Below are 25,323 nucleotides of genomic sequence, written 5' to 3'. Positions count from 1 at the left end.
ACGTTCGCCTACGCTGGACGGATGCATGAGGACCCCACCGTCGGCGAGCTGAGCGAGGGCGAGATCCTCCGGCGCATCCTGGAGCGCACCGGCCGCGCGTCGGCGGGCCTGCTCGGACCCGGCGACGACGCCGCCGTCGTCGCCGTGTCGTCCGGGGCGGTCGTCGCGACGACCGACACCCTCGTCCACGGGCCGGACTTCCGCCTCGCCTGGTCGAGCGGCTACGACCTCGGCTGGAAGTCCGCCGCCGTGAACCTCGCCGACGTCGCGGCGATGGGCGCCCGGCCGACGGCGCTGCTCGTCGCGCTCGCGATGCCGAACGACACGCGCGTCTCCTTCGTCGAAGCCCTCGCGGACGGCCTCCGTGACGCCTGCGACGCCCTCGCACCGGGCTGCGCGGTCGTCGGGGGCGACCTCACGGCGAGCGACACGCTCACGATCGCGGTGACCGCGCTCGGCGACCTGGACGGCCGCGCGCCCGTCACGCGGTCCGGCGCGCGTGCCGGAGACGTCGTCGCGATCGCGGGAGAGCTCGGCCGGGCCGCGTCGGGACTTGCGGTACTGTTCGACCGCTTCCGCGATCCGGACGGCGTCCCCGTGCCCGTCGACCCCGCACGGCTCCGCCCGGGCGACGTCGGCGCGCTCGAGGCCCAGCTGCGGCCCGTGCCCCCGATCGGGCTCGGGCCGTTCGCCGCGCTGGCGGGGGCGACGGCCATGATGGACGTCTCGGACGGGCTGGCGCTCGACGCCCGGCGGATGGCCGACGCGTCCGCCGTGTCGATCGACATCGATCCGCTCGCCCTCGGCGATGACCCGGCGTCGGCGCTGGAGGGAGGAGAGGACCACGCTCTCCTCGCGACGTTCCGGAAGGAGCCCCTTCCGTCGGGGTTCCGCGTGATCGGACGGGCGGTGGAGCGCGGGGACGCCCCCGTGCTCGTGGGCGGACGCCCGTACGGCGGGCCCGGGGGCTGGGACCCCTATCGCGATTGGGATGCCTCGGGCGGCTGAGGAGGAGGACGCCCGCGCCTCGGCGGGACGCCTCCTCTGGCCGCTTTCGCTCCTGCCGGCGTCAGGCGACCGGCTCGCCCCACCACAGGGCCGTGTCGCCGTAGACGCGGTCGCGCCACGGCGCGAGGCCGGCGGCGGCCCAGTCCGGCGACGGCGACCGGGAGGAGCGCTCCACGATGACGAGGGAGCCCTCGGTCATGAGGGGGGCGAGCAGGGCGAGATCCTCCGCGAGGGCGTCGTCGGCGAGCTCGTAGGGCGGGTCGAGGAACGCGATGTCGACGCCGGGCGCCGTGCCGCGGAGGAACGAGCGCACGGCGACGGGATGGACGCGGATCGTCGCCGACCCCGTGCCGATCGCGCGGCGCACGCCGTCGGCGTTGCGTCGCGCGAGGGCGGCAGCCGTCGGTGCGCGCTCGACGAGGTCGACCACGGCGGCGCCGCGGCTCGCGCACTCGAGCCCGAGCGCTCCGGATCCCGCGTAGAGGTCGACGACCTGGGCGCCCTCGATCAGGCCCGTCCCCTCGAGGGAGGCGAACAGCGACTCGCGCACCCGATCGCTGGTCGGCCGCGTGCCCGACCGCGGCACCTCCAGGCGGACGCCGCCCGCCCGTCCCGCGATGATCCTCGTCACCCCGCCACGATAGCGGCCGCACGTCGGGGCTCCCTCCTAGACTCGTGGTCATGCCGCTGACCCTGGACTCCCCGCTCGAACAGGCGCTGGGGGGGAAGACCGCGGCGGCCCTCCAGCGCGCGTTCGGCATGCGCACGGTGGGCGACGCCCTGTCGCACTATCCGCGCCGCTACGTCAGCCGCGGCGAACTGACGCCGATCCTCGGTCTCCCGCTCGGCGAGACGGTGACGATCGTCGCCGAGGTGCGGCGCGTGCAGTCGCGCCCGATGCGCAGCCGGGGCGGGCGCATCCTCGAGGTGGTCATCGGCGACGGCCGGGGCGAGATGACCCTGACCTTCTTCAACCAGGAGTGGCGGCAGGGCGAGCTCCGGCAGGGCCGGCGCGGGGTGTTCTCGGGCAAGGTCGGGGAGTACCGCGGCGAGCGGCAGTTCTCCCATCCGAACTACGAGCTGTTCGACGACGAGGGCGATGCGCTCGAGCGGGCTCAGGACTTCGCGAACCGGCTCATCCCCATCTACCCCGCCACGTCGGCCGTCACGAGCTGGCAGTTCGAGAAGCTCGCGGCACAGTGCCTCGACCAGCTCGGCGAGGTGCCGGAGCCGTTGCCGGCGGAGCTGCGCGCGCGCGAGTCGCTCATGGGGGCGCGGGACGCGCTCGAGGGCGTGCACCGCCCGGCGAACGAGGGGCACGCCTACGGCGCGCGCAAGACGCTGCGCATGCACGAGGCGCTCGTGCTGCAGACCGCGCTCGTGCAGCAGCGCCTCCTCGTCCGCTCCCTGTCGGCGACCCGGCGCCCCGCGTCCGACGGCGGGCTGCTGTCGCGATTCGACGCGGGACTGCCGTTCGCGCTCACGCCCGATCAGCAGTCGGTCGGAGCGAAGATCGCCTCCGAGCTCGTCGCCGACTGGCCGATGAACCGCCTCGTGCAGGGGGAGGTGGGCTCGGGGAAGACGCTCGTGGCGCTGCGGGCGATGCTCCAGGTGGCGGAGTCGGGCGGGCAGTCCGCGCTCATCGCGCCGACCGAGGTGCTCGCGGCGCAGCATCTGCGCTCCATCACGAGGATGCTCGGACCCGACCTCGCGCCGCTCGTGATGCCGACGCTCCTCACGGGCCAGATGTCCGCGGCGATGCGCCGCAAGGCGGCGCTGCGCGTCGCGTCGGGCCAGGCGCTCGTCGTCGTCGGCACGCATGCGCTGCTGAGCGAGGGGACGACCTTCGCCGACCTCGGTCTCGTCGTCGTGGACGAGCAGCACCGGTTCGGCGTGGAGCAGCGCGAGACGTTGCGCGCCAAGGGGACGAGCCCGCACGCGCTCGTGCTCACCGCGACGCCGATCCCCCGCACCGTGGCGATGACGGTGTTCGGCGACCTGGACGTGTCGACGATCCGCACCCTGCCGACAGGGCGCGCGGGCATCCAGACGTTCGTCACGCCGCTCGCCGAGAGGCCGGGATGGTTCGGCCGGGTGTGGGAGCGCGCGGCGGAGGAGGTCGAGAAGGGCCATCAGGTCTTCGTCGTGTGCTCGGCGATCGACGTCGAGAAGAAGGGCAAGGAGGCGCGGGACGACGAGGAGGTCGCTCCTCCCGTGGACGGGGAGGCGTCCGGTCCGCGGTGGGGCGTCGTGCAGGTCGCCGAGATGCTCGGCCGCCACGAGCGCGTGGGCCGTCTGAGGCTCGCCGTGCTCCACGGCCGGATGCCGGGAGACGAGAAGGACCGCATCATGCAGGACTTCGCCCGGGGCGACCTCGACGTCCTCGTCGCCACGACGGTCATCGAGGTCGGCGTCGACGTGCCGAACGCGTCGACGATGGTGATCCTCGACGCCGACCGGTTTGGGGTCTCCCAGCTGCACCAGCTGCGCGGACGCGTCGGGCGCGGCGGCGTGCCGGGCCTGTGCCTGCTCGTCACGGAGGCTCCCGAGGCCACGCCCGCCCGCGAGCGCGTCGAGGCCGTCGCGCGCACGCTCGACGGGTTCGAGCTCGCCGAGGTCGATCTCGAGCTGCGGGGCGAGGGCGACGTGCTCGGCGACGCGCAATCGGGGTCGCGCTCGTCGCTGCGCCTGCTGCGCGTCGTCAAGGACGCCGATCTCATCGCCCGCGCGCGGGAGGAGGCCGACCGCATCCTGGCGGACGATCCGGACCTCACGCGGCACGAGGGCCTCGCGGACGCCCTCGCGCGCCGCGTCACCCAGGAGGAACGTGCGGCACTGGGCAAGAGCTGAGGCACGTCGTCGGTCCGCCGACGGCGCGCCGACCGCGGGGAGGGGCCGCCCCCGGTCGGTAGGCTGACCGCATGAGCAACCGGATCGCCGTCGTCCCGGGTTCCTTCGACCCGCCCACCCTCGGCCATCTCGACGTCATCAGGAGGGCCGCGTCGCTCTACGACGAGCTGCACGTGCTCGTGGTGCACAATCCCGATAAGGAGGGGATGCTGCCGATCGCCCTGCGCCTGCAGCTCCTCGAGCAGTCCGTCGCCGAGTCGGGCATCGAGGGCAGGGTGATCGTCGGATCGTGGAGCGTCGGGCTCCTCGTCGACTATGCGCAGGAGGTCGGCGCCGGCGTGCTCGTCAAGGGCATCCGCTCGCAGGGCGACGTGTCCTACGAGACGCCCATGGCCGTCGTGAACAACCATCTCGCCGGCGTCGAGACCGTGTTCCTGCTGGCCGACCCCGCGCACTCCGTGGTGTCGAGCTCGCTCGTGCGCCAGGTCGCGGCGCTGGGCGGCGACGTGTCGCCCTATGTCCCGTCGGCCGTGGCACGCTACCTGCGCAGCGCGACCGCGAAGGACTTCTGAGACCTCGCCGGCCTCCGCGTCGCGCGGCCCGGGCGGTCGGCGGCACGGGTAGCATTGACCCCCGTGAGAACGCGACACTCCGGGCCCTTCGTGCTGCCCGTCCGCGACATCGTCCGCAAGCCCGGCGAGATGCGCGAGCACACGCTGACCATCCCCGCTCCCGACCGTTGGGGCGAGGGCATCGTCTCCGTCCCGCAGGGCAAGGAGCTCGATCTCGACGTGCGACTCGAGTCCGTCCACGAGGGCATCCTCGTGTCCGGCGACCTGGACACCGAGTACGAGGGCGTGTGCGGACGCTGCCTGCGCGACATCGCCCAGCCCGTCGAAGTCGAGTTCCAGGAGCTTTTCGAGTATCCTGGTGAGGAAACTGCTGACTTCGAGGTTCAAGACGACCACGTGGATCTTGAAACTCTGGTCAGGGATGCGGTCGTCTTGTCGCTTCCGTTTCAGCCGGTGTGTCAGCCGGATTGCCCCGGCCTCGATCCGGCCACGGGCGAGCGACTGACGGAAAGCGCCGGAACCCCGCAGCAGGTGCCCGTCGATCCTCGGTGGGCCGCGCTCAGAGGACTCACCGACCAGAATGGATTGGCGGCAGGCGCCGCCCCCGATACAGAAGAGAGCTAGCCATGGCAGGCAACCCCCCGAAGCGGAAGGTCTCCCGCTCCAACACCCGCTCGCGTCGCGCGCAGTGGAAGGCCGAGGCTCCCACGCTCGTCAAGACGGTGGAGAACGGCAAGGTCGTCTACAGCCGGCCTCACCAGGCGAAGGTCGTCACCGACTCGCAGGGCACCGAGCTGTTCCTCGAGTACAAGGGCCGCAAGGTCGCCGACGTCTGATCGTCGGACACGACCTCGTGGCGCACACGCGGCCACTCACCGAGAAGCTCGGCGTCGAGATCGACGCCGAGCTTCTCGGTTTGGCCATGACTCATCGGTCGTACGCGTACGAGCACGGCGGCCTTCCTCACAACGAGCGGCTCGAGTTCCTCGGGGACTCCGTCCTCGGCCTGGCCGTGACGACGATGCTCTACTCGCGGTATCCCGACCTCGACGAGGGCGCGCTCGCGAAGCGGCGTGCGAGCGTCGTCTCCACGATCGCGCTCGCGGAGGTCGCCCGCGCCATCGGCCTGGGGGAGCACCTGCTGCTCGGAAGAGGCGAGGAGCGCACGGGCGGACGCGACAAGGACTCGATCCTCGCCGACGCGACGGAGGCGGTGTTCGGCGCGGCCTATCTGTCGGTCGGCGCGGAGCAGGCCTCGGCCCTCGTGCTGCGTCTCATCGAGCCGCTGCTCGCGGACCCCGAGCGCTACGACGGCGTCACGGTGGACCCGAAGACGAGTCTGCAGGAGCTCGCCGCGCGTCTCGGCGAGGGGGCGCCCGTCTACTCGGTCGCCTCGCGCGGCCCGGACCACGACCGGCGGTTCACGGCGACCGTCCAGGTGGGCGACCATTCGTCGACGGGCGAGGGGACGAGCAAGAAGCAGGCAGAGATGGCGGCGGCCCTCACCGCGTGGCGGGCGCTGAGCGCGCTGCAGGCGGATGCCTGAGCTCCCCGAGGTCGAGGTCGTCCGCGCGGGACTCGCTCCGGCGGTGGCGGGGGCGACGGTCTCGGTGGTGGAGGTCCTCGATCCGCGTGCGCTCACGCGCCATCGCGGCTCCTCCGACGACTTCGAGGCGCGTCTGACCGGTCGCACGTTCCGCGCCGTCGTCCGCAGGGGCAAGTTCCTCTGGCTGCCGCTGGACGGCGGGTCGGGCGAGGGGGAGGCGGTGGTCGGTCATCTCGGGATGAGCGGACAGCTGCTGCTGCGCGGGATCGAGGCGCCGCGAGAGCGCCATGAACGCGTGCGGATCGTCGTCGAGCATCCGCGCCACGGCGAGCTCGCCGTCGTGTTCGCCGACCAGCGCACGTTCGGATCGCTCGCCGTGGACGCCCTCGTGGCCACGGCGGATGGAGCGGCGGGCGGATGGGGCGACGACACGGCGCTGGTCGCCTCGCAGGCGGCGCACATCGCGCGAGATCCCCTCGACGCGGCGTTCGTCGACGCGGCCTTCGGGCAGACGCTCGCCCGCAAGGCGGTGGCCGTGAAGCGCGTGCTGCTCGATCAGACCGTCGTGAGCGGGATCGGCAACATCTACGCCGACGAGGCGCTCTGGGCGGCGAGGATCCATCCGGAGACCCCCGCATCGGCGCTGTCGCGGCGCGGCGCGATGCGCCTGCTGGCAGAGGTGCGGACGGTGCTGCGGAAGGCGCTCGCGGAGGGCGGCACGAGCTTCGATGCGCAGTACGTCAACGTCAACGGCCAGGCGGGCTACTTCGCCCACAGCCTCAACGCCTATGGGCGCCACGGCAGCCCGTGCCCTCGGTGCGGCCGGCCGATCGTGCGTCTGGCGTTCACGAACCGGAGCAGCCATCTCTGCCCCGCGTGCCAGCGTCGAAAAGCGATCCGCTTACCTGCCGTCATAGTTAAGTGATTTTGCTTAACTGAAGTAAGAGTACAGTGATAAGCTTCATTCATGCCTGTCGCAGTGATCGCGGACATCGTGTCCTCCCGCGCCTCGACGTCGCGCGACGACGTCCAGCGTGAGATCGAGACGTCGGCCGTCGAGGTCGATCGCACCTATCCGCGCGCGGTGCTGCCGTGGTACCCGACCGTCGGCGACGAGTTCCAGGCGACGTTCCGCACGATCGAGGACGCGCTCGTCTCGACCCTGTACCTCCAGCTCGCGCTGCCGGAGAACGTCGGATGCCGCTTCGGGCTCGGCGTCGGCGGCGTCGTCACCGTCGCGTCGCAGCTCGCGGACCGCATCCAGGACGGCCCCGGGTGGTGGGCGGCGAGGGCGGCCGTCGAGCATGCGCACGCGCTCGAGGACGGCAAGCTGCACGGCGCGAGATCGTGGCTCGTCGTCGACGAGGACGCCTCGGCGCACGAGCGGGGGATGGCGGGGGTCGTGAACGCCTATCTCCTCGCGCGGGATCAGTCGATCGCCGACATGGGGCCCCGCGCGCGCCGTGCGGCCTTCGACCTCTGGCGCGGCCTGCCGCAGAAGGAGATCGCGGCGAGCGAGGGGATCTCGCCGTCGGCCGTCTCGCAGGCCCTCGGCAAGCCCATCGTGCGCGTACTGCGGCTCGGCGCCGAGGAGATCGGCCGCAGTGCCCGCGCGCGCGTCGGCACCGACGAGATCGAGCGCGTGATCAGCGCCCGTCCCTGACCTCGCCGCGGAGATCCGCGGCGAGCGCGAGCGTGTCGGCCGCGAGCTGCGCGGACGTGCCGGGGTCGCGCAGCCACAGGGGGACGGCCCGGGCGCGGATCCCGGCCGCGTCGAGCGGCTCGACCGCCGAGGCATCCGACTCGTCCACGAGCCATCCGTCGAGGAGCCCTCCCCGCGAGCGCGCCCCGTAGTGCAGCGCCACGGCCTCCGCCGAGGTCGCGACGCCGATCGCCGCGAGGCATGCGTCGGCCATGCCGCGCACGACGGCGCCCGAGATGATCCCCGAGACCCCCACGATCGGCGCGTCGGCGGCGAGGAGCGCCTCGCGCATCCCCGGCACGGCGAGCACGGGGCCGACCGACACGACGGGGTTCGACGGCGCGAGCAGGATGGCATCGGCCGCCGCGATCGTCTCCGCGGCGCCCGGCGACGGGCGGGCATCGGCGATCGCGCGCTGCGCGAAGCTGACGGCGGCGACCTGAGCCCGGTGGCGCACCCACCACTCCTGGAAGTGCATGCTGCCGCCATCCGCGGTCTGCACGTGCGTGTCGATCTCGGCATCGGTCGCCGGGTGGAGCGTGACGCCGAGGTCCCAGCGGCTGCCGAGGCGCCGGAACACCTCCGACGGGGTCGCGCCCTCTCTGAGCCAGGTGGTGCGCGCGATGTGCGTGCCGAGATCGAGGTCGCCCAGCGTGAACCAGTCGGGCGCCGCGCCCCACGCGGCGAGCTCGGACGACACGCGCTCGGTCTCGTCCGCACGCCCCCACCCTCGTCCGTCGTCGTTCACGCCGGCGAGCGCGTAGAGCAGGCTGTCGTGATCGGGGGAGATGCGCAGCCCCGAGACCCACCAGTCGTCCGCGGTGTTCACGATGACGTCGATGCGGTCCTCCGCGCCCGTCCGCCGCACGTGCTCGCGCAGCCCCTTCACGAAGCGGGCGCAGCCGACGCCTCCGCCGATCACGGTGTATCTCATCCGTCCACGCTACCGAGGCGGAGGGAAGGGATGCGCCGGAAGCGAAATCGGACGGCCCGCTCAGGCGAGAGGAGTAGACCGGAGGGCGAGAAGGTATTCACGTGAATGAAAAAAGACGCACGGGCGCGGGCTTCTACGACTACGCCTGAACGGCGGGCGGGGCCGAAGACGATCCGGCCCCGCCGCAGGCTCAGCCCAGCGTCTTCTCCCAGGCCGCCGCATAGCTGACCGGCCGGAAGCCGACGGCCTCGTTGACGTCGAGCATGTAGCGGTTCTCCTCGGCGTTGAACGTGGAGACGCACGGCGACTCCGGCACCGCCTCGTGCCAGTTGCGCAGACCGACGCACTTGACGATCGCGCCGAGGCGGCGCCCGCGGTGCTCGGGCATGACGAGCGTGCCGTACTGTGCGGTGGGGCGCGTGTGGTCCGACCCGATCTGCAGGTCGTTGAACGCGGCGACCTCGCCCGTCGGCTCGTGCACGACGAGCGTCACGCCCATGAGCGATCCCGCCCTCGCGAGCCGCGCGTCGCGTTCGCGGAGGCGCGCGGCATCCCAGTGCCGCTGCTCCGTCACCATGTCGCCCGCGGGGACGTCCGTGCTCATCCGGGAGACCGCACGCGCGTAGCCGTCCGCGTACCGGTCGGGTACGGGGCCCGACCACCACACGACGCGGTAGTCGGGGCCCGCCTTCGCGACGGCGCTCTCGAGCAGACGGTCGACGGCGTCGTACGAGCCGTGCAGGTCGAACACGCTGTTGCGCTCGACCTGGCGGAGCGCGTACCCCGCCCGGACCATGCGCTCGGTCGGCGGGTCGTGCGCGGGGATGGCCCCGGCTCCGGTGGGCGGCACGAGCCGCTCCGCTCCGGCGTCCGGTCGGTGGCCGGTCCACGTCTGGAGGACGGAGCGACCGTGCTCGCGCGCGAGGCCCTCGACGGCGGCGAGCAGGGCGTCGGCGACGCCGGTGCGCTCATGGCCCGCGGCCACGCTGACGTCGATCTCGGCCGTCCGCGCGACGGTCTTCTCGATCTCGAGCGATCCGGCGGCGATGACGCGCCCGCCTTCGCGTGCGACGAGCCCCGCGTGCGTGCGATACGTCTCCTCACGCCAGCGCTCGAGGACGTCGGCCGCGTCGTCGTCGTTGACGTCCGTGCCCGTGTCGCGCCGCCACGCCTCGTTGCCGATCCGCCAGAACTCCCGGAAGTCCTGCGCATCGGCGTCGTCCAGCGCCGCGGGAACGCGAAGGGGGTCGATGGTCCAGGTCATGACAGCTCCTTTCGCCACTCGCCCGAGTACGCGGCGGGTCGGAACCCCACGGCCTCGTTGACGTCGAGCATGTAGCGGTTCTCCTCCGCGTTGAAGGTCTCGACGACGGGCGACTCGGGGACGAGCTCCCGCCAGTGGCGCAGTCCGAGGCACTTCACGATCGTGCCCAGCCGGCGCCCCCTGTGCTCGGGCATGACGAGCGTGTCGTGGTTCTCCGTCGGGCGCGCGCGGTCGGCGCCGATCACGAGCTCGTTGAACGCGGCGATCGTGCCGGTCGGCTCGTGGACGACGGCCGTCACCGCCTTCGTCTGGCCGCCGCGGAGCATGAGGTCCTCGCGGGCGCGGACGCGCCGTGCCGTCCAGACGTCCTGCTCGGGCTCGAGGTCGCCGCTCGGCGGATCGGTGTCCATGCGTGCGACGGCGGCGACGTAGCCGTCGATGTGCTCCTCGGGCGTCGGGATGCGCCACCACACCGGGGTGTAGTCGGGCCCGGCCTTGGCGAGGGCGGCGTCGAGGAGCGCATCGGTCTCGTCGAACGACCCGTCGAGGTCGAACGTGCTCGCACGCTCGACCTGGCCCAGCGCGAAGCCGTTCCGCTGGAAGAATCGCGTCTGCCACGCGTCGAGCGGCACGGAGCCGAACCCGGTGGGCGACGGCAGGCGTCGGCCACCGTCGTCGACGGTCGTGAAGCCGAAGGACAGCAGGGCGGAACGTCCGCGCGCCCGCGCGATCCGCTCGAGCTCCGCGAGGATCGCATCCTCCACGGCACGGTCGCGGTGCTCGGGGGCGACGACGACGTCGGCGTTCGCATTGCGGCGCGTCGTGCGCGAGTAGGCGAGGAGGCCGAAGCCGACGGGCCGGTCGCCGCGTCGCGCGACGACGCCGATCTTCTCGACGTACGTGGTGTCCCGCAGGCCGACGAGCCGCTCCGCCGCGTCCTCGCGGAACAGGTCGGTGCCGGAGTCGTGCTGCCAGAGGGCGTTCGAGGCGCGCACGAACGCGACGTAGTCGCCGGCGTCGCCGGCGTCGACGGTCTCGGGCAGGTGAAGGGGTTCGACGGTGAGGGGCATGGCGTCGTCTCCGGAGCCGGCGGAAAGGGCGGGTGCGCGCCCCGCAGAGTCGGAGGCTCCGCGGGGCGCGGACGGCGCGGTCATCGGATGAACCTGTGCGCGCCGTAGAGGGACTGCGCCCGGGCGACCGCGACGTCGTGCTCGGCGCGGGTCGCGTCCGCGACCAGCCTCGCGGCGTGTGCGCGTTCTGCGCTCTCGCGATCGTCGGAGGGACGCGTGCTCCACAGCAGCAGCCACAGGCCGATGCGCATCGCAAGCCGGTCGGCGGTCGACGTCCGCGGCGTGCGCGCGGGGATCGCGGCGATCGCGTCCTCGACGCGCGCCGGGGACGGCCCGGCTTGAGGAGGGTGGGCGGTGGGGGACAGATCGGTCGTGTTCACGATGGTTCCTTCGGAAGGGATGCTCCCGTGCGGGAACGGGAGGTCGGCCCCGTGGATCCGGGGACGGCGAGGAGAGCGCGGGCGGAGCGGGCATGGCCCGGAGCGCTCGGGCAGGGGATGCGTCAGAGGGACGCAGGAGGCCGGGCGTCGTGCCCGGTCGCTCGGCGGAGATCCGGCAGTGCCGGGGCCCTACGCCAGGGGTCGGGCGAAGCCGGCTCCGCCGGCGAGGCACCCTCCGGCCAGGAGACGTCGCGCTGCGCGGTCGGGGACGGAGGCCGGGAACGCGAACGTCGCGACGAATGCGGTGTGCGTATCCATGTCGGCTTCCTCCTCTCGTTCCCGGTGCGGGCGGATCATCCTGAGCCGGTGACGCCCGGGATCGGACGTCGCGATCAGATACGTTACGCAGATGCGCCGCCGCCGTCAAGCGGATTCTCAGGTTTCCGCACGCCGAGCCGCCGTCGTGCGCCCGCCGCGGCGTGTGCGTCGGGTACCGTGAGACCTGATTTTCCCAGGCGACGAGAGGGAGGGAGGCGCGCGGATGCACTTGAAGAGCCTCACGCTCAAGGGCTTCAAATCCTTCGCGCAGCCGACGTCGTTCGCCCTCGAGCCCGGGGTCACCGCGATCGTCGGCCCGAACGGATCCGGCAAGTCGAACGTCGTCGACGCCCTCGCATGGGTCATGGGGGAGCAGGGGGCGAAGACCCTTCGCGGAGGCAAGATGGAGGACGTCATCTTCGCCGGCACCGCGACGCGCGGGCCCCTCGGGCGCGCCGAGGTGCAGCTGACGATCGACAACGCCGACGGCGCGCTGCCGATCGAGTACAGCGAGGTGACGATCAGCCGCACGCTGTTCCGCAACGGACAGAGCGAGTATGCGATCAACGGCGAGTCATGCCGTCTCCTCGACGTGCAGGAGCTGCTGAGCGACTCGGGCCTCGGGCGGGAGATGCACGTCATCGTCGGGCAGGGACGCCTGGACACGGTGCTGCAGGCCTCGCCGGAGGAGCGGCGCGGCTTCGTCGAGGAGGCGGCCGGCATCCTCAAGCACCGCCGCCGCAAGGAGAAGACGGTTCGCAAGCTCGAGGCGATGGAGCAGAACCTCACGCGTCTGAGCGATCTCGCCGGCGAGATCCGGCGCCAGCTGAAGCCGCTGGGGCGTCAGGCCGAGATCGCGCGCGAGGCGCAGACGATCGCCGCCGTCGTGCGCGACGCGAAGGCGAGGCTGTTCGCCGACGACGTGGTGCAGCTGCGGCGCGTGCTGTCGGATCACGCACGCGACGAGCAGGAGCGGCACACCGAGCGCCTCGTCCTGCAGGAGCAGGCGGACGGAGTGAAGGCGCGCATCGCGGCGCTCGAGCGGGAGCAGAACGCGGAGGCCGTCGACGACGCCCGGCGCGTGCTCTTCGGGCTCGAGCAGGTGCAGGAGCGCCTGCGCGGGCTGTACACGCTCGCGAACCAGCGCCTCGCCCTGCTCGGAGCGGACGACGACGGCACCGGTCCGCAGGTCACGGTCACCCAGAGCGTCATCGACGAGGCGCGCGCGGAGATCGTCGAGATCGGCGACGGCGCCGGCGCGGCGCAGGACGTCGTCCAGGCGGCCTCGCGCGAGGTCGTCGCCGCCCGCGCCGAGCTCGACGCCCTCGACGCCGACATCGCGGAGCAGAGCGCCCTCGTGTCGGCGCACGACATGCGGCTGACGACGCTCCGCGGCGCGGCGGAGGCCGCGCAGCAGACGCTCGCGGCGGTGCGCGGAGCGGTGCTGCGCCAGCAGAACGCCCTCGACGCTGCGAACGAGCGCCGTGTGCGGGCGACCGAGGCCTTCGAGTCGCTCGAGGACGTCGCCGTCTCGGCGGGCGTGGCCGCCGAGCTGCAGGCCGCCTACGAGGAGGCGCAGCGGCAGGCCGCCGACGCCGAGGCCGCGCTCGAGGGGCTTCGCGAGGGCCACCGGGCCGCCGAACGCGAGGCGGACGCCCTCGCGGCGAAGGTCTCGGCGCTCGGCAGCGCGCTCGACGTCAGGAACGGGGCGGCCGAGCTCATCGCGCGGGGCGGGAGGGGCATCCGCGGCCTCGTCGGGGAGAGCGTGCAGGTCGAGCCCGGTTTCGAGGCGGCCGTCGCCGCGGTGCTCGGGCCCCTCGCCGAAGGGCTGCTCGTCGAGGACGCCGATGCGGCATACGCCGCAGCGCGCGAGGCGGACGACGTCGGCGTCGTCGACGTCGTCATCGCGGACGCCCCCGTCCCGTCCGCGGCGCCGGTCGCGCGGCCGGGCCTCACGGCGGCGGGAGACGTCGTCACGGCTCCGGACGGCGTGATCGGCCTGCTCGCGCGCGTCGTCGTCGTCGACGACCTCGACGCCGCGCGCGACGCGTTCGCCTCCGCGGACGAGGATCTGCTCTCGCTCACCGTCGTGACGCGCGCCGGAGAGGTCGGCACGGCGCAAACCCTCCGTGCCGGCTCGGGCGGCGAACGGTCGCGCCTCGAGCTCCAGGCCGAGCGAGATGCCGCTGCCGCGCGTCTCGCGGAGGTGCAGGCGACGGTGGAGGATCTCGGCGGGCAGCGGCAGGACGCGAACGAGCGGCTGCAGAGCGCGCGACGCGCGACGAAGGAGCGCCTGCAGGAGCTGCGCGCCCACGACGCGCAGCTGGCGCAGCACGCCGAGCACGTGAACAAGGTCACGGTCCGCCACGAGGCGGCCATCGCGGAGTGCGAGCGCCTGGAGACCGGACTGGCGCAGGCGACGGCCGCGGTGACCGACGCCGAGACGAAGGCGACCTCCGCCCGGGCGGAGCTCGACCGCGCGCTCGTGCAGCCGCGCCCGATCCTGGACGCGTCCGCGCGCGACGGACTGCTCGCCGCGCTCGAGTCGGCGCGGGAGGGCGAGATGGCTGCACGCCTGGAGGTCGAGACGCTCCGCGAGCGGGTCCGGGCGGCGCAGGCGCGGGTCGCGGGACTGGAACGTCAGCGCGAGCGCGAGCAGACCGCGGCGGAGCAGGCCGCGCGGCGCGCGGTCGTGCGCCGCGCGCAGCGGGAGATCGCCGAGGGCGTCGCGGACGAGCTCCCCGCCCTCCTGGACTCCGTGGACCGCTCGGTCACGCAGGCCAGGGTCGCGCTGGCCGAGGCGGAGAGCGCGCGCTCGGCCGTGTCGGCCGAGCTGCGCGAGCTGCGTCAGCAGGAGGGGCGCCTCCGCGAGCGCCTCACGGGTCTCACCGAGAGCGTGCACGGGATCGAGCTCCAGATCCACGAGAAGAAGCTCCACCTCACGAGCCTGCTGGAGCGCGTCTCGAGCGAGCTCGGCCTCGCCGAGGACATCCTCGTCGCCGAGTACGGTCCCGATCAGCCGGTGCCGGGCGACGCCCCCGACGCCGAGGCGTCCGACGACGAACCGGCCGCCGTGCCGTACGACCGGAGGGCGCAGGAGCGCCGGCTGCGCGACGCGGAGCGCAAGCTGTCGCAGCTCGGCCGTGTCAATCCGCTCGCGCTCGAGGAGTTCGCCGCGCTCGAGCAGCGGCACAGGTTCCTCACCGAGCAGCTCGACGACCTCGTCCAGACCCGCAAGGACCTGATGACGATCATCGCCGATCTCGACGAGCGCATGCAGACGATCTTCGCCGCCGCGTTCGAGGACACGAAGACGGCGTTCCACGAGGTGTTCCCGATCCTCTTCCCCGGCGGCACCGGCAGCATCGCCCTGACGAATCCCGACGACATGCTCACGACCGGCATCGAGGTCGCCGTCCGCCCCGTCGGCAAGAAGATCGAGCGCCTCTCGCTGCTGTCGGGCGGAGAGCGCTCGCTCGCCGCGGTCGCGCTCCTCACCGCGATCTTCAAGGCGCGGCCGAGCCCGTTCTACATCCTCGACGAGGTCGAGGCCGCCCTCGACGACGCCAACCTCGGCCGCCTGCTCGGCGTCTTCGAGCAGCTGCGGGAGTCGAGTCAGCTCATCGTCATCACGCATCAGAAGCGCACGATGGAGATCGCCGACGCGCTCTACGGCGTCTCGATGCGCCAGGACGGCGTCTCCGCGGTCGTGGGCCAGCGGATCAACGAGCGCGCCGCGTCGTGACCGACGGCATGCACCGCGATGCGGTCGCGGCGTTCGACGCGATCGCCGGACGCCTCCGTCGGCGCCCGGACGTCGAGGCCCACGATCTCGTCGCCGCGGACGCGAGCGACCGGCTCGTCCTCGCCGAGTCGGCGCCGCACGCGGGGGAGCTCGTCGTGATCGGCGACCGTTACGGCGGGCTGACGCTTCCCCTGGTCGCGGCCGATCCCACGAGACGCATCCGGCTCCATCAGGATGCGATCACGGGCGAGCGCGCCCTCGAGCGCAACGCGGATGCGGTCGGAGTCGACGTCGCCCGCGTGGCGCGTCACGGGCTCGACGCCGACCTCGTCCGGGACGCACGGCTCGTGCTGCTGCAGCTGCCGCGCGCGCTCGACGCCCTCGACGAGATCGCGGGCCTCGTGGCCGCGCACGCGGCCGCCGACGTGCGCCTCGTGGCGGGCGGACGCGTCAAGCACATGACGCTCGGGATGAACGACGTGCTCGCGCGGCACTTCGCCGACGTGCGCGCCAGCAGAGCGGCGAGCAAGTCGCGTGTGCTGCACGCGACGCGGCCCCGGCGCGCGGGGCGACGAGGATGGCCGCGCAGCGAGCGACACGAGGACCTCGGGATCACGGTGTGCGCCCACGGCGCGGCGTTCGCCGGCTCCTCCGTCGACCTCGGCACGCGGTTCCTCCTCGGGTTCCTGCCCGACATGCCGGTGGTCGAGCGCGCCGTCGACCTCGGCTGCGGCACGGGCGCCATCGCCGCGTCGTACGCCCTGGCGCATCCCGGCGCCTCCGTCATCGCGTCCGACCAGTCGGCCGCCGCCGTGGCCTCCGCGACGGCGACGGCGGAGGCGAACGGCCTCTCGGGGCGCGTGGTCGTCGCGCGGGACGACGGGCTCGGCGCCCGTCCGGATGCGTCGGCCGATCTGGTCCTCCTCAACCCGCCGTTCCACTCCGGAGCCGCCGTCGTCGACCGCATCGCCCCGCGGCTCTTCGGCGAGGCCGCGCGCGTGCTGCGCCCCGGGGGCGAGCTGTGGTGCGTGTGGAACTCGCACCTCGCCTATCGTCCGGCGCTCGAGCGCCTCGTCGGGCCGACGCGCCAGGTCGGCCGCAACAGCAGGTTCACCGTGACGGCGTCGACGCGGCGCTGAGCCGGCCGGCCGCGCCGCGCGAACTAGGCTGGAGTCATGGCGGAGAAATGGTCACTCGGGCGCGCGCTGCGCGGGATGTTCGTCAAGCCGACGATCGACGAGAGCACCTGGGACGACCTCGAGACGGCCCTGCTGACGGCGGACTTCGGCCCCGACATCACCGAGCGCATCGTCGACGAGCTGCGCGAGAAGGTCGAGCGCTTCCGCACGACGGACCCGAGGGACCTCCAGCGGATGCTGCAGGAGACGCTCGAGGAGCACTTCGCGAAGTTCGACACGACGCTGAAGCTCACCGAGCGTCCTGCCGTCGTGCTCGTCGTCGGCGTCAACGGCGTCGGCAAGACGACGACGATCGGCAAGTTCGCGAACTTCCTCCGCCGTCACGGCCGTTCCGTCGTCGTCGGCGCCGCCGACACGTTCCGTGCGGCGGCGGTCGAGCAGCTCGCCACCTGGGCCGAGCGGGGAGGGGCGGCCATCGTGCGGCCCGAGCGCGAGGGACAGGACCCCGCATCGGTGGCGTTCCAGACGATCGACCACGCCAAGCGGAACGGCACGGAGATCGTCCTCGTGGACACCGCGGGGCGGCTGCACACGAAGGGCGGCCTCATGGACGAGCTGACGAAGATCCGCCGCGTCGTCGAGAAGCAGGCGCCCATCAGCGAGGTGCTGCTCGTGCTCGACGCCACGACCGGCCAGAACGGCGTGATGCAGGCGGAGGCCTTCCTCGAGCACGCCGGAGTGACGGGGCTCGTCATCACCAAGCTCGACGGATCGGCGAAGGGCGGCTTCGTCCTCGCCGTGCAGGAACGCACGGGGATCCCCGTCAAACTGCTGGGTCAGGGCGAGGGCGTGGGCGATCTGACGGGCTTCACCCCGCACGTGTTCGCCGCGTCGCTTGTCGAGTGACGCCGCGGATGGTTGAGTAAGCGACATGGCGATCGAACACGACTTCTTCGGACTGCTGGAGTCCGGCCCCGACGGCTCGATCTTCTGGTCGGAGAACGTCGAGCTCGGCGATCAGACGGTCTCGGTCGATCTGACGGCCCCCGACCAGGAGGACGTCTCGCAGGAGGCGCTCGACGCCGCCGCCGCGATCGTGTCGTCGTTGGAGGAGGTCGACCGGCGCAGCCGCGTCGCGATGCTGGGCGAGGTCGACAACCGCGCCAGCGAGGTCACCGAATACATCCTCATGCAGCAGGAGAGCCTCGGCGATGCGCTCGACGAGCTGCTCGTGGACATCTCCGGGGACGCGGCGGTCGACATCATCCGCTCGCTCAACCTCATGAGCATGACGATCCTGGCGGACGAGCACGGCGGCGCGGACCCCTTCGCGGTGCTCGAGTACGCGCTCGACCCCGACGCCACCGACGACGTCCTCCTCGTCAACCTCACGAGCGACGGCGGCATCCACTCCGTCACGAGCGCGGAGTAGCCGTCCTTCCGCCGCCGGCGGCGATGAGCTCGCGCGTGAAGGGATGCTCCGGGGCTGCGTAGACCGCCTCGGTCGGACCCTCCTCGACGACGCGTCCGTGCCGCATCACCGCGACGCGATCGCTGACGACGCGGACGACGGCGAGGTCGTGGGAGATGAAGACGACGCCGAGCCCGTCCTCGCGCTGCAGACCGGCGAGAAGCCGGAGGACCTCCGCCTGCGTCGTCACGTCGAGCGCCGACACCGGCTCGTCGCACACGAGGACGTCGGGTCGCCCCGCCAGTGCCCGCGCGATCGCGACGCGCTGGCGCTGACCGCCGGAGAGCGTCGCCGGGCGGCGGTCGAGGATCGCCGGGGCGAGTCCGACGCGCGCGAGCAGCTCCGCGGGCGACGGCGCGCCGTCGCGGAGCGCGTGCCGGAGGATGCGCTCGACCGTGAGCCGGGGGTCGAAGGACGCGAGAGGATCCTGCGGCACGAGGCGGAGGCGCGGCGGGGGAGAGCCCGGCTCGAGGGCGCCGGAGTCGGGCCGCTCGGCGCCCACGAGGAGGCGGGCGAGCGTCGACTTGCCCGAGCCCGACTCGCCGACGACGCCGAGGGTCTCCCCGGCGCGGACGGTGACGTCGACGCCGTCGACGGCGGCCGTCGTCCCGCCGCCGGGGGAGCGGTAGCGCCGGACGAGGGCTCTCCCGCGCAGGAGCACGCGTCCGGCGTCGACGACCGGAGCGGGTTTCGGCCCTCGGGGAGCCGCGGCGATGAGCGCCCGCGTCACGGGGTGAGCGGGCGCGCCGAGCATCGTGGACGCGACGCCGGTCTCGACGATCCCGCCCGCGTCGATCACCGCGATCCGATCGGCGACCCGGGCCACGGCGGACAGGTCGTGGCTGATGAGGATGAGCCCCGCCCCCTCGTCGCGCAGCCGTGCGAGCAGGTCGAGGACATGGACGGCCGTGGTGGCGTCGAGGGCGGTCGTCGGCTCGTCCGCGACGATGAGGCGCGCACCGCCGACGACGGCGGAGGCGATGAGCACGCGTTGACGCATGCCGCCCGAGAGCTCCCCCGGTCGCTGTCGCAGACGCCGGGACGCGTCGGGGAGCCCCGCGGCCTCGAGCGCCGACACGACGCGCCGCCGCCGCTCCGCGGGGCCGACGCGCCGGACGGCGAGCGTCTCGCCGACCTCCGCCTCGACGGTGCGGAGCGGATCGAGCGACTGCAGCGCGTCCTGCAGCACGAGCGAGACCTCGCGTCCGCGCAGTCGCCGCCATCCGCGCCTCCCGACCCCGCGCACGTCCCGCTCGCCGAGCGAGAAGACGTCGGCGTGCACGCGTGCTCCGGGCTCGCCCTGCGTGAGCCCGAGCAGCGTGCGGGCGAGCACGGACTTGCCGGCGCCGGACTCGCCGACGATCGCGAGGCATTCGCGGGCGCCGACGCGCAGATCGACGCCGCGCAGCACGTCACCCGTTCCGGCGAGGCTCACCCGGAGTCCCGTCACCTCGAGCAGCGTCATCTCGCACCTCCGCCGAGACGGCGTCCGAGCACGGTGAGGACGGTCGCCGTGACGACGATCGCGAGCCCCGGGAAGACCGTGAGCCACCACGCGTACGAGATGTACACGCGCCCGGCGTCGAGCATCGCACCCCATTCGGGGGACGGCGGCGGGGTGCCGAGCCCGAGGAAGCTCAGCGCGGACACCCACACGATCGCCTGGCCGATGCCGAGGGTCGCGGTGGCGACGAGCGGCCACAGGGTGTTCGGCGCGATGTGGCGGAGGAACACCGTCATGCCGCCCGACCCTTCCAGCCGCGCGTGCGCGACGTAGTCGCTGCGGGCGACGCCGCGGACGCGGGCGCGGAGGATTCGCGCATAGCCCGGCGCCGTGGCGAGCCCGATGGCGAGCACCGAGCTCTGCGTGCCCGGGCCGATGATCGCGACGAGGAGCAGCGCCATGACGAGCGTGGGAAGAGCGAACAGCACCTCGATGACGCGTCCGAGGACCGCGTCGAGCCATCGCGGCCCCAGCCCCGCGGCGAATCCGATGACGAGGCCCGTCCCGATGCCGAGGGCCGTGGCGGCGAGGCCGATGCCGGCGGACGCCGCCGTGCCGTGCACGATGCGCGTGAGCACGTCGCGGCCGGACTCGTCCGTGCCGAGCGGATGGGACGGCCCCGGCGGGAGGAAGGCCCGGGAGGGGTCGATCGCGAGCGGGTCGCCGGGAGCGAGCAGCCCCGGCGCGACGACGGCGGTGAGGATCGCCACGAGGCCGACGAGCGCGAGCGTCCCCGACGGCCCGAGCCGTCGCCGTCCGGCGAGGGGCCGACGGGCCGTGCCCACCGTGCTCACGAGCCCACCGCCACGTCGGGCGCCCGCAGCACGCGCGGGCGCGGACCCCGCAGGCGCGGGTCGACGAGGAGCTCGACGGCGTCGGTCAGGACGACGACGGCCACGTACAGCACCGCGACGATCGCCACGGCGCCGATCACGAGCGGCACGTCGCGGGCCATGGCGGCCTCCTGCAGCAGCCGCCCGATCCCCGGCCGGGCGAACAGCACCTCGACCACCACCGCGCCGCTCAGCAGGTTGCCGAACGCCCATCCCGACAGCGCGAGGGCGGGAAGGCTCGCATGCCGCAGGGTGTGCCGCAGCAGCACCCTGTGCTCGGCGGCGCCCCGTGCGCGCGCCGTCGTGGCGAAGGGGGCGGCATCGGCCTCGAGAAGCGCATCCCGCGAGACCTGCGCGAGGAAGCCCGCGATCGGGACGGCCAGGGTCACGACGGGCAGGACGAGACTCGCGGGGTCGTTGCCCGCGCTCGTGGCGGGGAGCAGGCCGAGCGACGATGCGAAGACCAGGATGAGCACGGTGCCGAGCCAGAACTGCGGCATGACGGTGGAGACGACCTCGACGCCGCGCAGCAGCGCGTCGACCACGCGGCCGGCGATCCCGCGCGACGAGGTGGCGATCACGGCGCCGACGACGGCGAGCAGCCACGCGAGGACGAGGGCGAGGGCGGCGAGCAGCAGGGTCGACGGCAGCTGCTGCCCGATGAGGCCGACGACGCTCTCGCGGCGTGCGTACGAGTCGCCCAGCTGGAACGTCGACACGCGCCAGAGCTGCAGGAGGTACTGCACGACGAGCGGCCGATCGAGACCGTACTCGCGGCGGGCGGCCTCCACCGCCTCGGGGCTCGCCTGCGACCCCGGCCCGCCGAGGATCGCCTCCAGCGGATCGCCGGATGCCCGCAGGGCGAAGAACACCGTCGTGGCGACGATCCACACCACGAGCAGCGCGCCGCCGATGCGCGCAGCGATCCACCGCAGGGCGGGCATCGCGCGGTCAGTCGGTCAGCCGTGCGTTGACGAACGTCGGCGTCGCGACCGTGCCGAGGGTCGTCACCCCCGTGGCGCCGTTCACGAGGAAGTGGTTCTGCTGGTCGTAGAGGGGGAGGACGGCGTAGCTGTCGAGCACGACGCGCTGGGCGTCGGCGTAGAGGGCGGCCCGCTCGTCCGGGTCGAGCGCCGAGGCCGCGGCGTCGAGCGTCGCGTCGAGCTCGGGGTCGCGCAGCATCGCGTGGTTGGCGAAGTACCCGGACGGCGCGGGCACGGTGCCGTCGGAGTGGTACAGGATGCGCAGCACGTCGGGTCCGACCGTCGTGTAGGGCGCGCTCACGGCCTCGTACTCGTGCGCGCTCAGCGCGCCGTACCAGGCGGAGAGGTCCACGGGCGTGAGCACGACGTCGAAGCCGGCGTCCGCGGCGTTCGCCTGGATCTGCTCGAAGAGCGACTGCTCCGCCGCGGTCGACTGATTGGTCGACACGGGGAACCGCACCGTGAGACGCTCGCCGTCCTTGACGCGCGTGCCGTCGTCGTCGCGCTCGGTCCATCCCGCCTCGTCGAGCAGGTCGTCAGCGGCGTCGGGATCCGTGACGAAGAGCGACTCGTCCGAGTAGGCGAGGGGCTCCACGCTCGACAGCGGCGAGTACGACCGCGTCGCGGCTCCGAGGAACAGGGACTCGATGCCGGGCGACGGGTCCGCCGCGCGCACGAACGCCTCCCGCACGAGGACGTCGTCGAACGGCGCCTGCGCGGTGTTGAGCTCGATGCGGTTCGACGCCCCGGGACGCGGCGCGTCGATGTGCGTGAAGCCGAGTCCCTCCGCCGCGGCGATGTCGGACGGCAGGGGGTTGTCGACGACGTCGACCTCCCCGGAGGCGAGCGCGGCCTGCCGCGTCGCCGCATCCGGGATGAAACGCCACTCGATGCCGTCCAGGTAGGCGGGGCCCTCGTGGTCGGCCTCGGGGCCGGGAGAGTCGTAGTCCTCGTTGCGCACGAGCGTGACGCGCTGCTGCGGCACCCACTCCTCCACGATGAAGGGCCCTGTGCCGATGGGCGCCCGGCAGTTCTCCTCCTGCCCCCGCGCGATGCCCGCGGGGGACTGGATGGCCGTCCACTGCTGGCTGAGCGCCTCGAGGAGCGCAGACTTGGGCGTGGACAGGTGCAGGCGCACGTGGGCGTCGTCGACGACCTCGACCTCGCTGACCTGCTCCACGGCGAGGTATCCGGTCGAGGAGGCCGTGTCGGGGTCCTGCAGGTGCTCGATGTTCGCCTTGACGGCCGCCGCGTCGAACGGCGTGCCGTCGGTGAACGAGACGTCGTCGCGCAGCGTGAAGTCCCAGGTGAGGCCGTCCTCGGAGGTCTCCCACTCCGTCGCGAGCCACGGCGTGATCGTGCCGTCGGCGTCGCGGCCGACGAGCGGCTCGAGGTACTGCGTGCTGATGAGCGCCTGCGGATAGTTCCCGCCGACGTGGGGGTCGAGGCAGGTCGGCTCGGCGTCGCCCGTCGCGTAGACGAGCGTTCCGCCGTCGACGGGCTCGGAGGTCTCGTCGGCCTCGGGCGAGGCTGAGCAGCCCGCGAGGAGGACGAGCGCGGAGAGGGAGGCTGCTGCGGTGAGGGTGCGGGACGACATGGCTGCCTTCGGTGAGGAAAGTGGATGGCGTCCAACTTTACCGGGGTGGCGGGCGGAGGGATCGAACAGGGGTATTCTTGGACGGCATCCAAGAAATGATCGAGGAGGATGTCCGTGTTCGACGTCGTGCAAGCGGGGCTCGCGCCCCATCTCGTCCCCTACGGGGAGGGCTGGGCGCTCCAGCGCCGCATCCATGCCGACGTCGTGGCGGGGGAGCGGCCGGACACCCTCGTCCTCCTCGAGCACGAGGCCGTGTACACGGCCGGGAAGCGCACAGAGGCCCACGAGCGGCCCCGGGACGGGACGCCGGTGATCGACGTCGACCGAGGGGGCAGGATCACCTGGCACGGCCCGGGGCAGCTCGTGGGATATCCGATCTTCCGGCTTCCCGAGCCCCTCGCCGTCGTGGACCACGTGCGCCGTCTCGAGCGCGTGCTCATCGAGGTGCTCGCGGCGCACGGCATGGACGGTTATCAGGTGGAAGGACGCAGCGGCGTGTGGGTGCGGGGCGTGCGCCACGAGGAGAAGGTCGCCGCGATCGGCGTGCGCGTCGCCCAGGGGGTCACGATGCACGGCTTCGCGATCAACTGCGACAACGTCCTCGACGGGTTCGGGGGCATCATCCCCTGCGGCATCGCCGATGCGGGGGTGACGACGATCAGCGCGCACACGGGGCGCATCGTCTCGCCGGCGGACGTGGCCGGGACGGTGGAGCGCGTCTTCGCGGACGAGTACGCGGAGGTGTCGGCATGACCGCGGCGCCGGACGGTCGCAGGCTGCTGCGGCTGGAGGTGCGCAACGCGCAGACGCCGATCGAGAAGAAGCCGCCGTGGATCAAGACGACGGCGAGGCTCGGGCCGGAGTATCAGGCGCTCCACTCGCTCGTGAAGAGCGAGGACCTGCACACCGTCTGCCAGGAGGCGGGCTGCCCCAACATCTTCGAGTGCTGGGAGGACCGCGAGGCGACGTTCCTCATCGGCGGCTCGCAGTGCACGAGACGCTGCGACTTCTGTCAGATCGACACGGGGAAGCCGGCGGAGTACGACACGGACGAGCCGAGGCGGGTCGCGGAGAGCGTCCGCCGCATGGGCCTGCGGTACGCGACGGTCACGAGCGTCGCGCGCGACGACCTGCCCGACACCGGCGCGTGGCTCAACGCCGAGACGGTGCGGCAGATCCACGCGCTGAACCCCCGGACCGGGGTCGAGCTGCTCGCGAACGAGCACGACGGCGACCCCTCCCTGCTGGGCGAGATCTTCGACGCGCGTCCCGAGGTCTTCGCGCACAACGTCGAGACGGTTCCGCGCATCTTCAAGCGCATCCGCCCCGCGTTCCGCTACGAGCGCTCGCTCGGCGTCCTGACCCAGGCGCACGAGGCGGGCCTCATCACGAAGTCCAACCTCATCCTCGGCATGGGCGAGACGCCCGAGGAGGTCGTCAGCGCCCTGCACGACCTGCACGACGCGGGATGCGACATCATCACGATCACGCAGTACCTCCGTCCCTCACCCCGGCATCTCCCGGTGCACCGCTGGGTGAAGCCGCAGGAGTTCGTCGGGTTCAAGGAGGAGGCCGAGCGCATCGGGTTCCTCGGCGTGCTCGCCGGTCCGCTCGTGCGCTCGTCGTACCGTGCGGGACGCCTCTGGGCGCAGTCGATGGTGTCGAAGGGGCGTGAGATCCCGGGGCACCTCGCCCACATCGCCGCATCCGCGGACCTCGGGTTCGCCCAGGCGGTGTGAGGGCCGGGGCGGCTAGCCTGGAGGGATGGCGAACGCGCGGGCGGGGCGACCGCGGGCATCCTCGCGCGAGGTGCTCGCCGAGGCCGCGTGCGAGCTGTTCCTCGAGAAGGGGTTCGACGCGACCTCGATCGCGGACATCGCGAACCGCGCCGGTGTGAGCCGCTCGAGCTTCTTCAACTACGCGTCCTCGAAGTCCGGTCTCCTGTGGGCGGGGTTCGACGAGCGCGCGGCCGGGCTGTCCGCGATCGCCGGGGCGTCGGACGCGTCGCCCGCTCGGCCCGGGCCGGCCATCCGCTCGGCCCTCCTCGCCTTCGCCGACGGGTTCCGGCCCGATGCGCTGGCCCTCGTCTTCGCGAACGCCGAGGCGATGGGGATGGCTGAGGAGCTCGAGCGCGAGGCCGCCGTCCGCCTGGCGAGGCTCGCCTCGACCCTCGCGGCCCTGGCGCGGCGCGGCGGCGCCGATCATGTGCTGGCCGACGTCACCGGGGTCGCGTATGCGGGAGCGCTGCTGACGTCGCTGCGCTCCTGGGCGCTGGCCGGGCCGGGTACGCGAGCGCTCTCCGCGCACCTCGAGACGACGCTCGCCGCGCTCGCCCGGCTGCCCGTCTGAGACGCCGTAGCCGGTTCCTCTCGCGAGAGACGCTCGCCCTGCCGGGCGGGCACGGTCG

At 73.0% G+C, this 25,323-nt stretch carries 25 protein-coding genes; 15 read left to right on the top strand and 10 right to left on the bottom strand.

Annotated features, from left to right (window positions below; genetic code table 11):
• Positions 1-21 precede the first annotated feature (21 nt).
• Positions 22-1,008: a thiamine-phosphate kinase gene (gene thiL, locus N8K70_RS09460; RefSeq protein ID WP_317138099.1), complete on the top strand. Its 987-nt coding sequence runs from the start codon at positions 22-24 to the stop codon at positions 1,006-1,008.
• Positions 1,009-1,069: 61 nt separating this feature from the next.
• Here the strand turns inward: thiL and N8K70_RS09455 are convergent, their stop codons facing one another.
• Positions 1,070-1,639, bottom strand: coding sequence for an RsmD family RNA methyltransferase (locus N8K70_RS09455; protein ID WP_317138098.1), 570 nt, complete (start codon positions 1,637-1,639; stop codon positions 1,070-1,072).
• Between the two features lie 50 nt (positions 1,640-1,689).
• On the opposite strand from N8K70_RS09455, the gene N8K70_RS09450 reads away from it, so the two are divergent.
• The 7 genes from N8K70_RS09450 to N8K70_RS09420 all read left to right on the top strand — a co-directional run bounded on the left by N8K70_RS09450 (position 1,690) and on the right by N8K70_RS09420 (position 7,639).
• The gene (locus N8K70_RS09450) at positions 1,690-3,858 is read left to right on the top strand and encodes an ATP-dependent DNA helicase RecG (protein ID WP_317138097.1); all 2,169 of its coding nucleotides are present in this window, start codon (positions 1,690-1,692) and stop codon (positions 3,856-3,858) included.
• A gap of 71 nt (positions 3,859-3,929) precedes the next feature.
• Entirely contained in the window at positions 3,930-4,430 is a 501-nt protein-coding gene (coaD, locus tag N8K70_RS09445) for a pantetheine-phosphate adenylyltransferase (protein ID WP_317138096.1), read from the top strand.
• 129 nt (positions 4,431-4,559) lie between these two features.
• Complete coding sequence (locus N8K70_RS09440; protein ID WP_317141207.1) at positions 4,560-5,054, top strand: YceD family protein; 495 nt, start codon at positions 4,560-4,562, stop codon at positions 5,052-5,054.
• A 2-nt stretch (positions 5,055-5,056) separates the two neighbouring features.
• On the top strand, positions 5,057-5,266 hold the full coding sequence (rpmF, locus tag N8K70_RS09435) for a 50S ribosomal protein L32 (protein ID WP_127818873.1): 210 nt from the start codon (positions 5,057-5,059) through the stop codon (positions 5,264-5,266).
• Between the two features lie 17 nt (positions 5,267-5,283).
• Entirely contained in the window at positions 5,284-5,976 is a 693-nt protein-coding gene (gene rnc / locus N8K70_RS09430) for a ribonuclease III (protein WP_317138095.1), read from the top strand.
• Positions 5,969-6,901, top strand: a complete 933-nt coding sequence (mutM, locus tag N8K70_RS09425) for a bifunctional DNA-formamidopyrimidine glycosylase/DNA-(apurinic or apyrimidinic site) lyase (protein WP_317138094.1) — start codon at positions 5,969-5,971, stop codon at positions 6,899-6,901. Before rnc ends, mutM begins: the two co-directional genes overlap by 8 nt.
• A 42-nt stretch (positions 6,902-6,943) precedes the next feature.
• Positions 6,944-7,639, top strand: coding sequence for a SatD family protein (locus N8K70_RS09420; protein WP_317138093.1), 696 nt, complete (start codon positions 6,944-6,946; stop codon positions 7,637-7,639).
• On the opposite strand, the gene cofD is transcribed toward N8K70_RS09420, so the two are convergent.
• From cofD to N8K70_RS09395, 5 genes are all read right to left on the bottom strand, one after another.
• Positions 7,623-8,612, bottom strand: coding sequence for a 2-phospho-L-lactate transferase (cofD, locus tag N8K70_RS09415; protein ID WP_317138092.1), 990 nt, complete (start codon positions 8,610-8,612; stop codon positions 7,623-7,625). The genes N8K70_RS09420 and cofD overlap by 17 nt on opposite strands.
• A 190-nt stretch (positions 8,613-8,802) precedes the next feature.
• Entirely contained in the window at positions 8,803-9,876 is a 1,074-nt protein-coding gene (locus tag N8K70_RS09410) for a GNAT family N-acetyltransferase (RefSeq protein WP_317138091.1), read from the bottom strand.
• The gene (locus tag N8K70_RS09405; RefSeq protein ID WP_317138090.1) at positions 9,873-10,946 is read right to left on the bottom strand and encodes a GNAT family N-acetyltransferase; all 1,074 of its coding nucleotides are present in this window, start codon (positions 10,944-10,946) and stop codon (positions 9,873-9,875) included. The genes N8K70_RS09410 and N8K70_RS09405 overlap by 4 nt, the downstream gene beginning before the upstream one ends.
• Before the next feature lie 80 nt (positions 10,947-11,026).
• Positions 11,027-11,326 (bottom strand): hypothetical protein, encoded by a 300-nt coding sequence (locus N8K70_RS09400; protein ID WP_317138089.1) that lies wholly within the window; start codon positions 11,324-11,326, stop codon positions 11,027-11,029.
• A 189-nt stretch (positions 11,327-11,515) separates the two neighbouring features.
• Positions 11,516-11,644, bottom strand: a complete 129-nt coding sequence (locus N8K70_RS09395) for a hypothetical protein (protein WP_317138088.1) — start codon at positions 11,642-11,644, stop codon at positions 11,516-11,518.
• Between the two features lie 223 nt (positions 11,645-11,867).
• Here N8K70_RS09395 and smc point away from each other — a divergent pair, with 223 nt between their 5' ends.
• Genes smc through N8K70_RS09375 form a run of 4 tightly spaced genes read left to right on the top strand, consistent with a single transcriptional unit; the run spans position 11,868 to position 17,960 of the window.
• On the top strand, positions 11,868-15,389 hold the full coding sequence (gene smc / locus N8K70_RS09390) for a chromosome segregation protein SMC (RefSeq protein WP_317138087.1): 3,522 nt from the start codon (positions 11,868-11,870) through the stop codon (positions 15,387-15,389).
• Between the two features lie 8 nt (positions 15,390-15,397).
• Positions 15,398-16,528 (top strand): class I SAM-dependent methyltransferase, encoded by a 1,131-nt coding sequence (locus tag N8K70_RS09385; RefSeq protein WP_317141206.1) that lies wholly within the window; start codon positions 15,398-15,400, stop codon positions 16,526-16,528.
• Between the two features lie 36 nt (positions 16,529-16,564).
• Positions 16,565-17,434, top strand: a complete 870-nt coding sequence (ftsY, locus tag N8K70_RS09380) for a signal recognition particle-docking protein FtsY (RefSeq protein WP_317138086.1) — start codon at positions 16,565-16,567, stop codon at positions 17,432-17,434.
• A gap of 25 nt (positions 17,435-17,459) precedes the next feature.
• The gene (locus N8K70_RS09375) at positions 17,460-17,960 is read left to right on the top strand and encodes a DUF2004 domain-containing protein (protein ID WP_317138085.1); all 501 of its coding nucleotides are present in this window, start codon (positions 17,460-17,462) and stop codon (positions 17,958-17,960) included.
• Here N8K70_RS09375 and N8K70_RS09370 read toward each other — a convergent pair.
• Genes N8K70_RS09370 through N8K70_RS09355 form a run of 4 tightly spaced genes read right to left on the bottom strand, consistent with a single transcriptional unit; the run spans position 17,944 to position 22,916 of the window.
• Entirely contained in the window at positions 17,944-19,464 is a 1,521-nt protein-coding gene (locus N8K70_RS09370; RefSeq protein WP_317138084.1) for an ABC transporter ATP-binding protein, read from the bottom strand. The two genes, N8K70_RS09375 and N8K70_RS09370, sit on opposite strands and share 17 nt — an antisense overlap.
• A complete protein-coding gene (locus N8K70_RS09365; protein ID WP_317138083.1) occupies positions 19,461-20,297 on the bottom strand; it encodes an ABC transporter permease in 837 nt (278 codons plus the stop codon). Before N8K70_RS09365 ends, N8K70_RS09370 begins: the two co-directional genes overlap by 4 nt.
• Positions 20,294-21,280 carry an ABC transporter permease gene (locus tag N8K70_RS09360; RefSeq protein WP_317138082.1) on the bottom strand — a complete coding sequence of 329 codons (987 nt, stop codon included), beginning with the start codon at positions 21,278-21,280 and terminating at the stop codon, positions 20,294-20,296. Before N8K70_RS09360 ends, N8K70_RS09365 begins: the two co-directional genes overlap by 4 nt.
• A 7-nt stretch (positions 21,281-21,287) precedes the next feature.
• Positions 21,288-22,916, bottom strand: coding sequence for an ABC transporter substrate-binding protein (locus N8K70_RS09355; protein ID WP_317138081.1), 1,629 nt, complete (start codon positions 22,914-22,916; stop codon positions 21,288-21,290).
• A 114-nt stretch (positions 22,917-23,030) separates the two neighbouring features.
• Between N8K70_RS09355 and lipB the strand changes: the two genes are divergently transcribed.
• Genes lipB through N8K70_RS09340 form a run of 3 tightly spaced genes read left to right on the top strand, consistent with a single transcriptional unit; the run spans position 23,031 to position 25,265 of the window.
• Entirely contained in the window at positions 23,031-23,669 is a 639-nt protein-coding gene (lipB, locus tag N8K70_RS09350; RefSeq protein ID WP_394357833.1) for a lipoyl(octanoyl) transferase LipB, read from the top strand.
• Positions 23,666-24,655 carry a lipoyl synthase gene (gene lipA, locus N8K70_RS09345; protein ID WP_317138079.1) on the top strand — a complete coding sequence of 330 codons (990 nt, stop codon included), beginning with the start codon at positions 23,666-23,668 and terminating at the stop codon, positions 24,653-24,655. The genes lipB and lipA overlap by 4 nt, the downstream gene beginning before the upstream one ends.
• A gap of 25 nt (positions 24,656-24,680) precedes the next feature.
• A complete protein-coding gene (locus tag N8K70_RS09340) occupies positions 24,681-25,265 on the top strand; it encodes a TetR/AcrR family transcriptional regulator (protein ID WP_317138078.1) in 585 nt (194 codons plus the stop codon).
• Positions 25,266-25,323 lie beyond the last annotated feature (58 nt).

Origin of the sequence: Microbacterium sp. AB (genome assembly GCF_032878875.1) — a bacterium.
Taxonomy (GTDB): domain Bacteria; phylum Actinomycetota; class Actinomycetes; order Actinomycetales; family Microbacteriaceae; genus Microbacterium; species Microbacterium betulae.
This window is presented reverse-complemented; position numbering and strand designations above follow the sequence as displayed.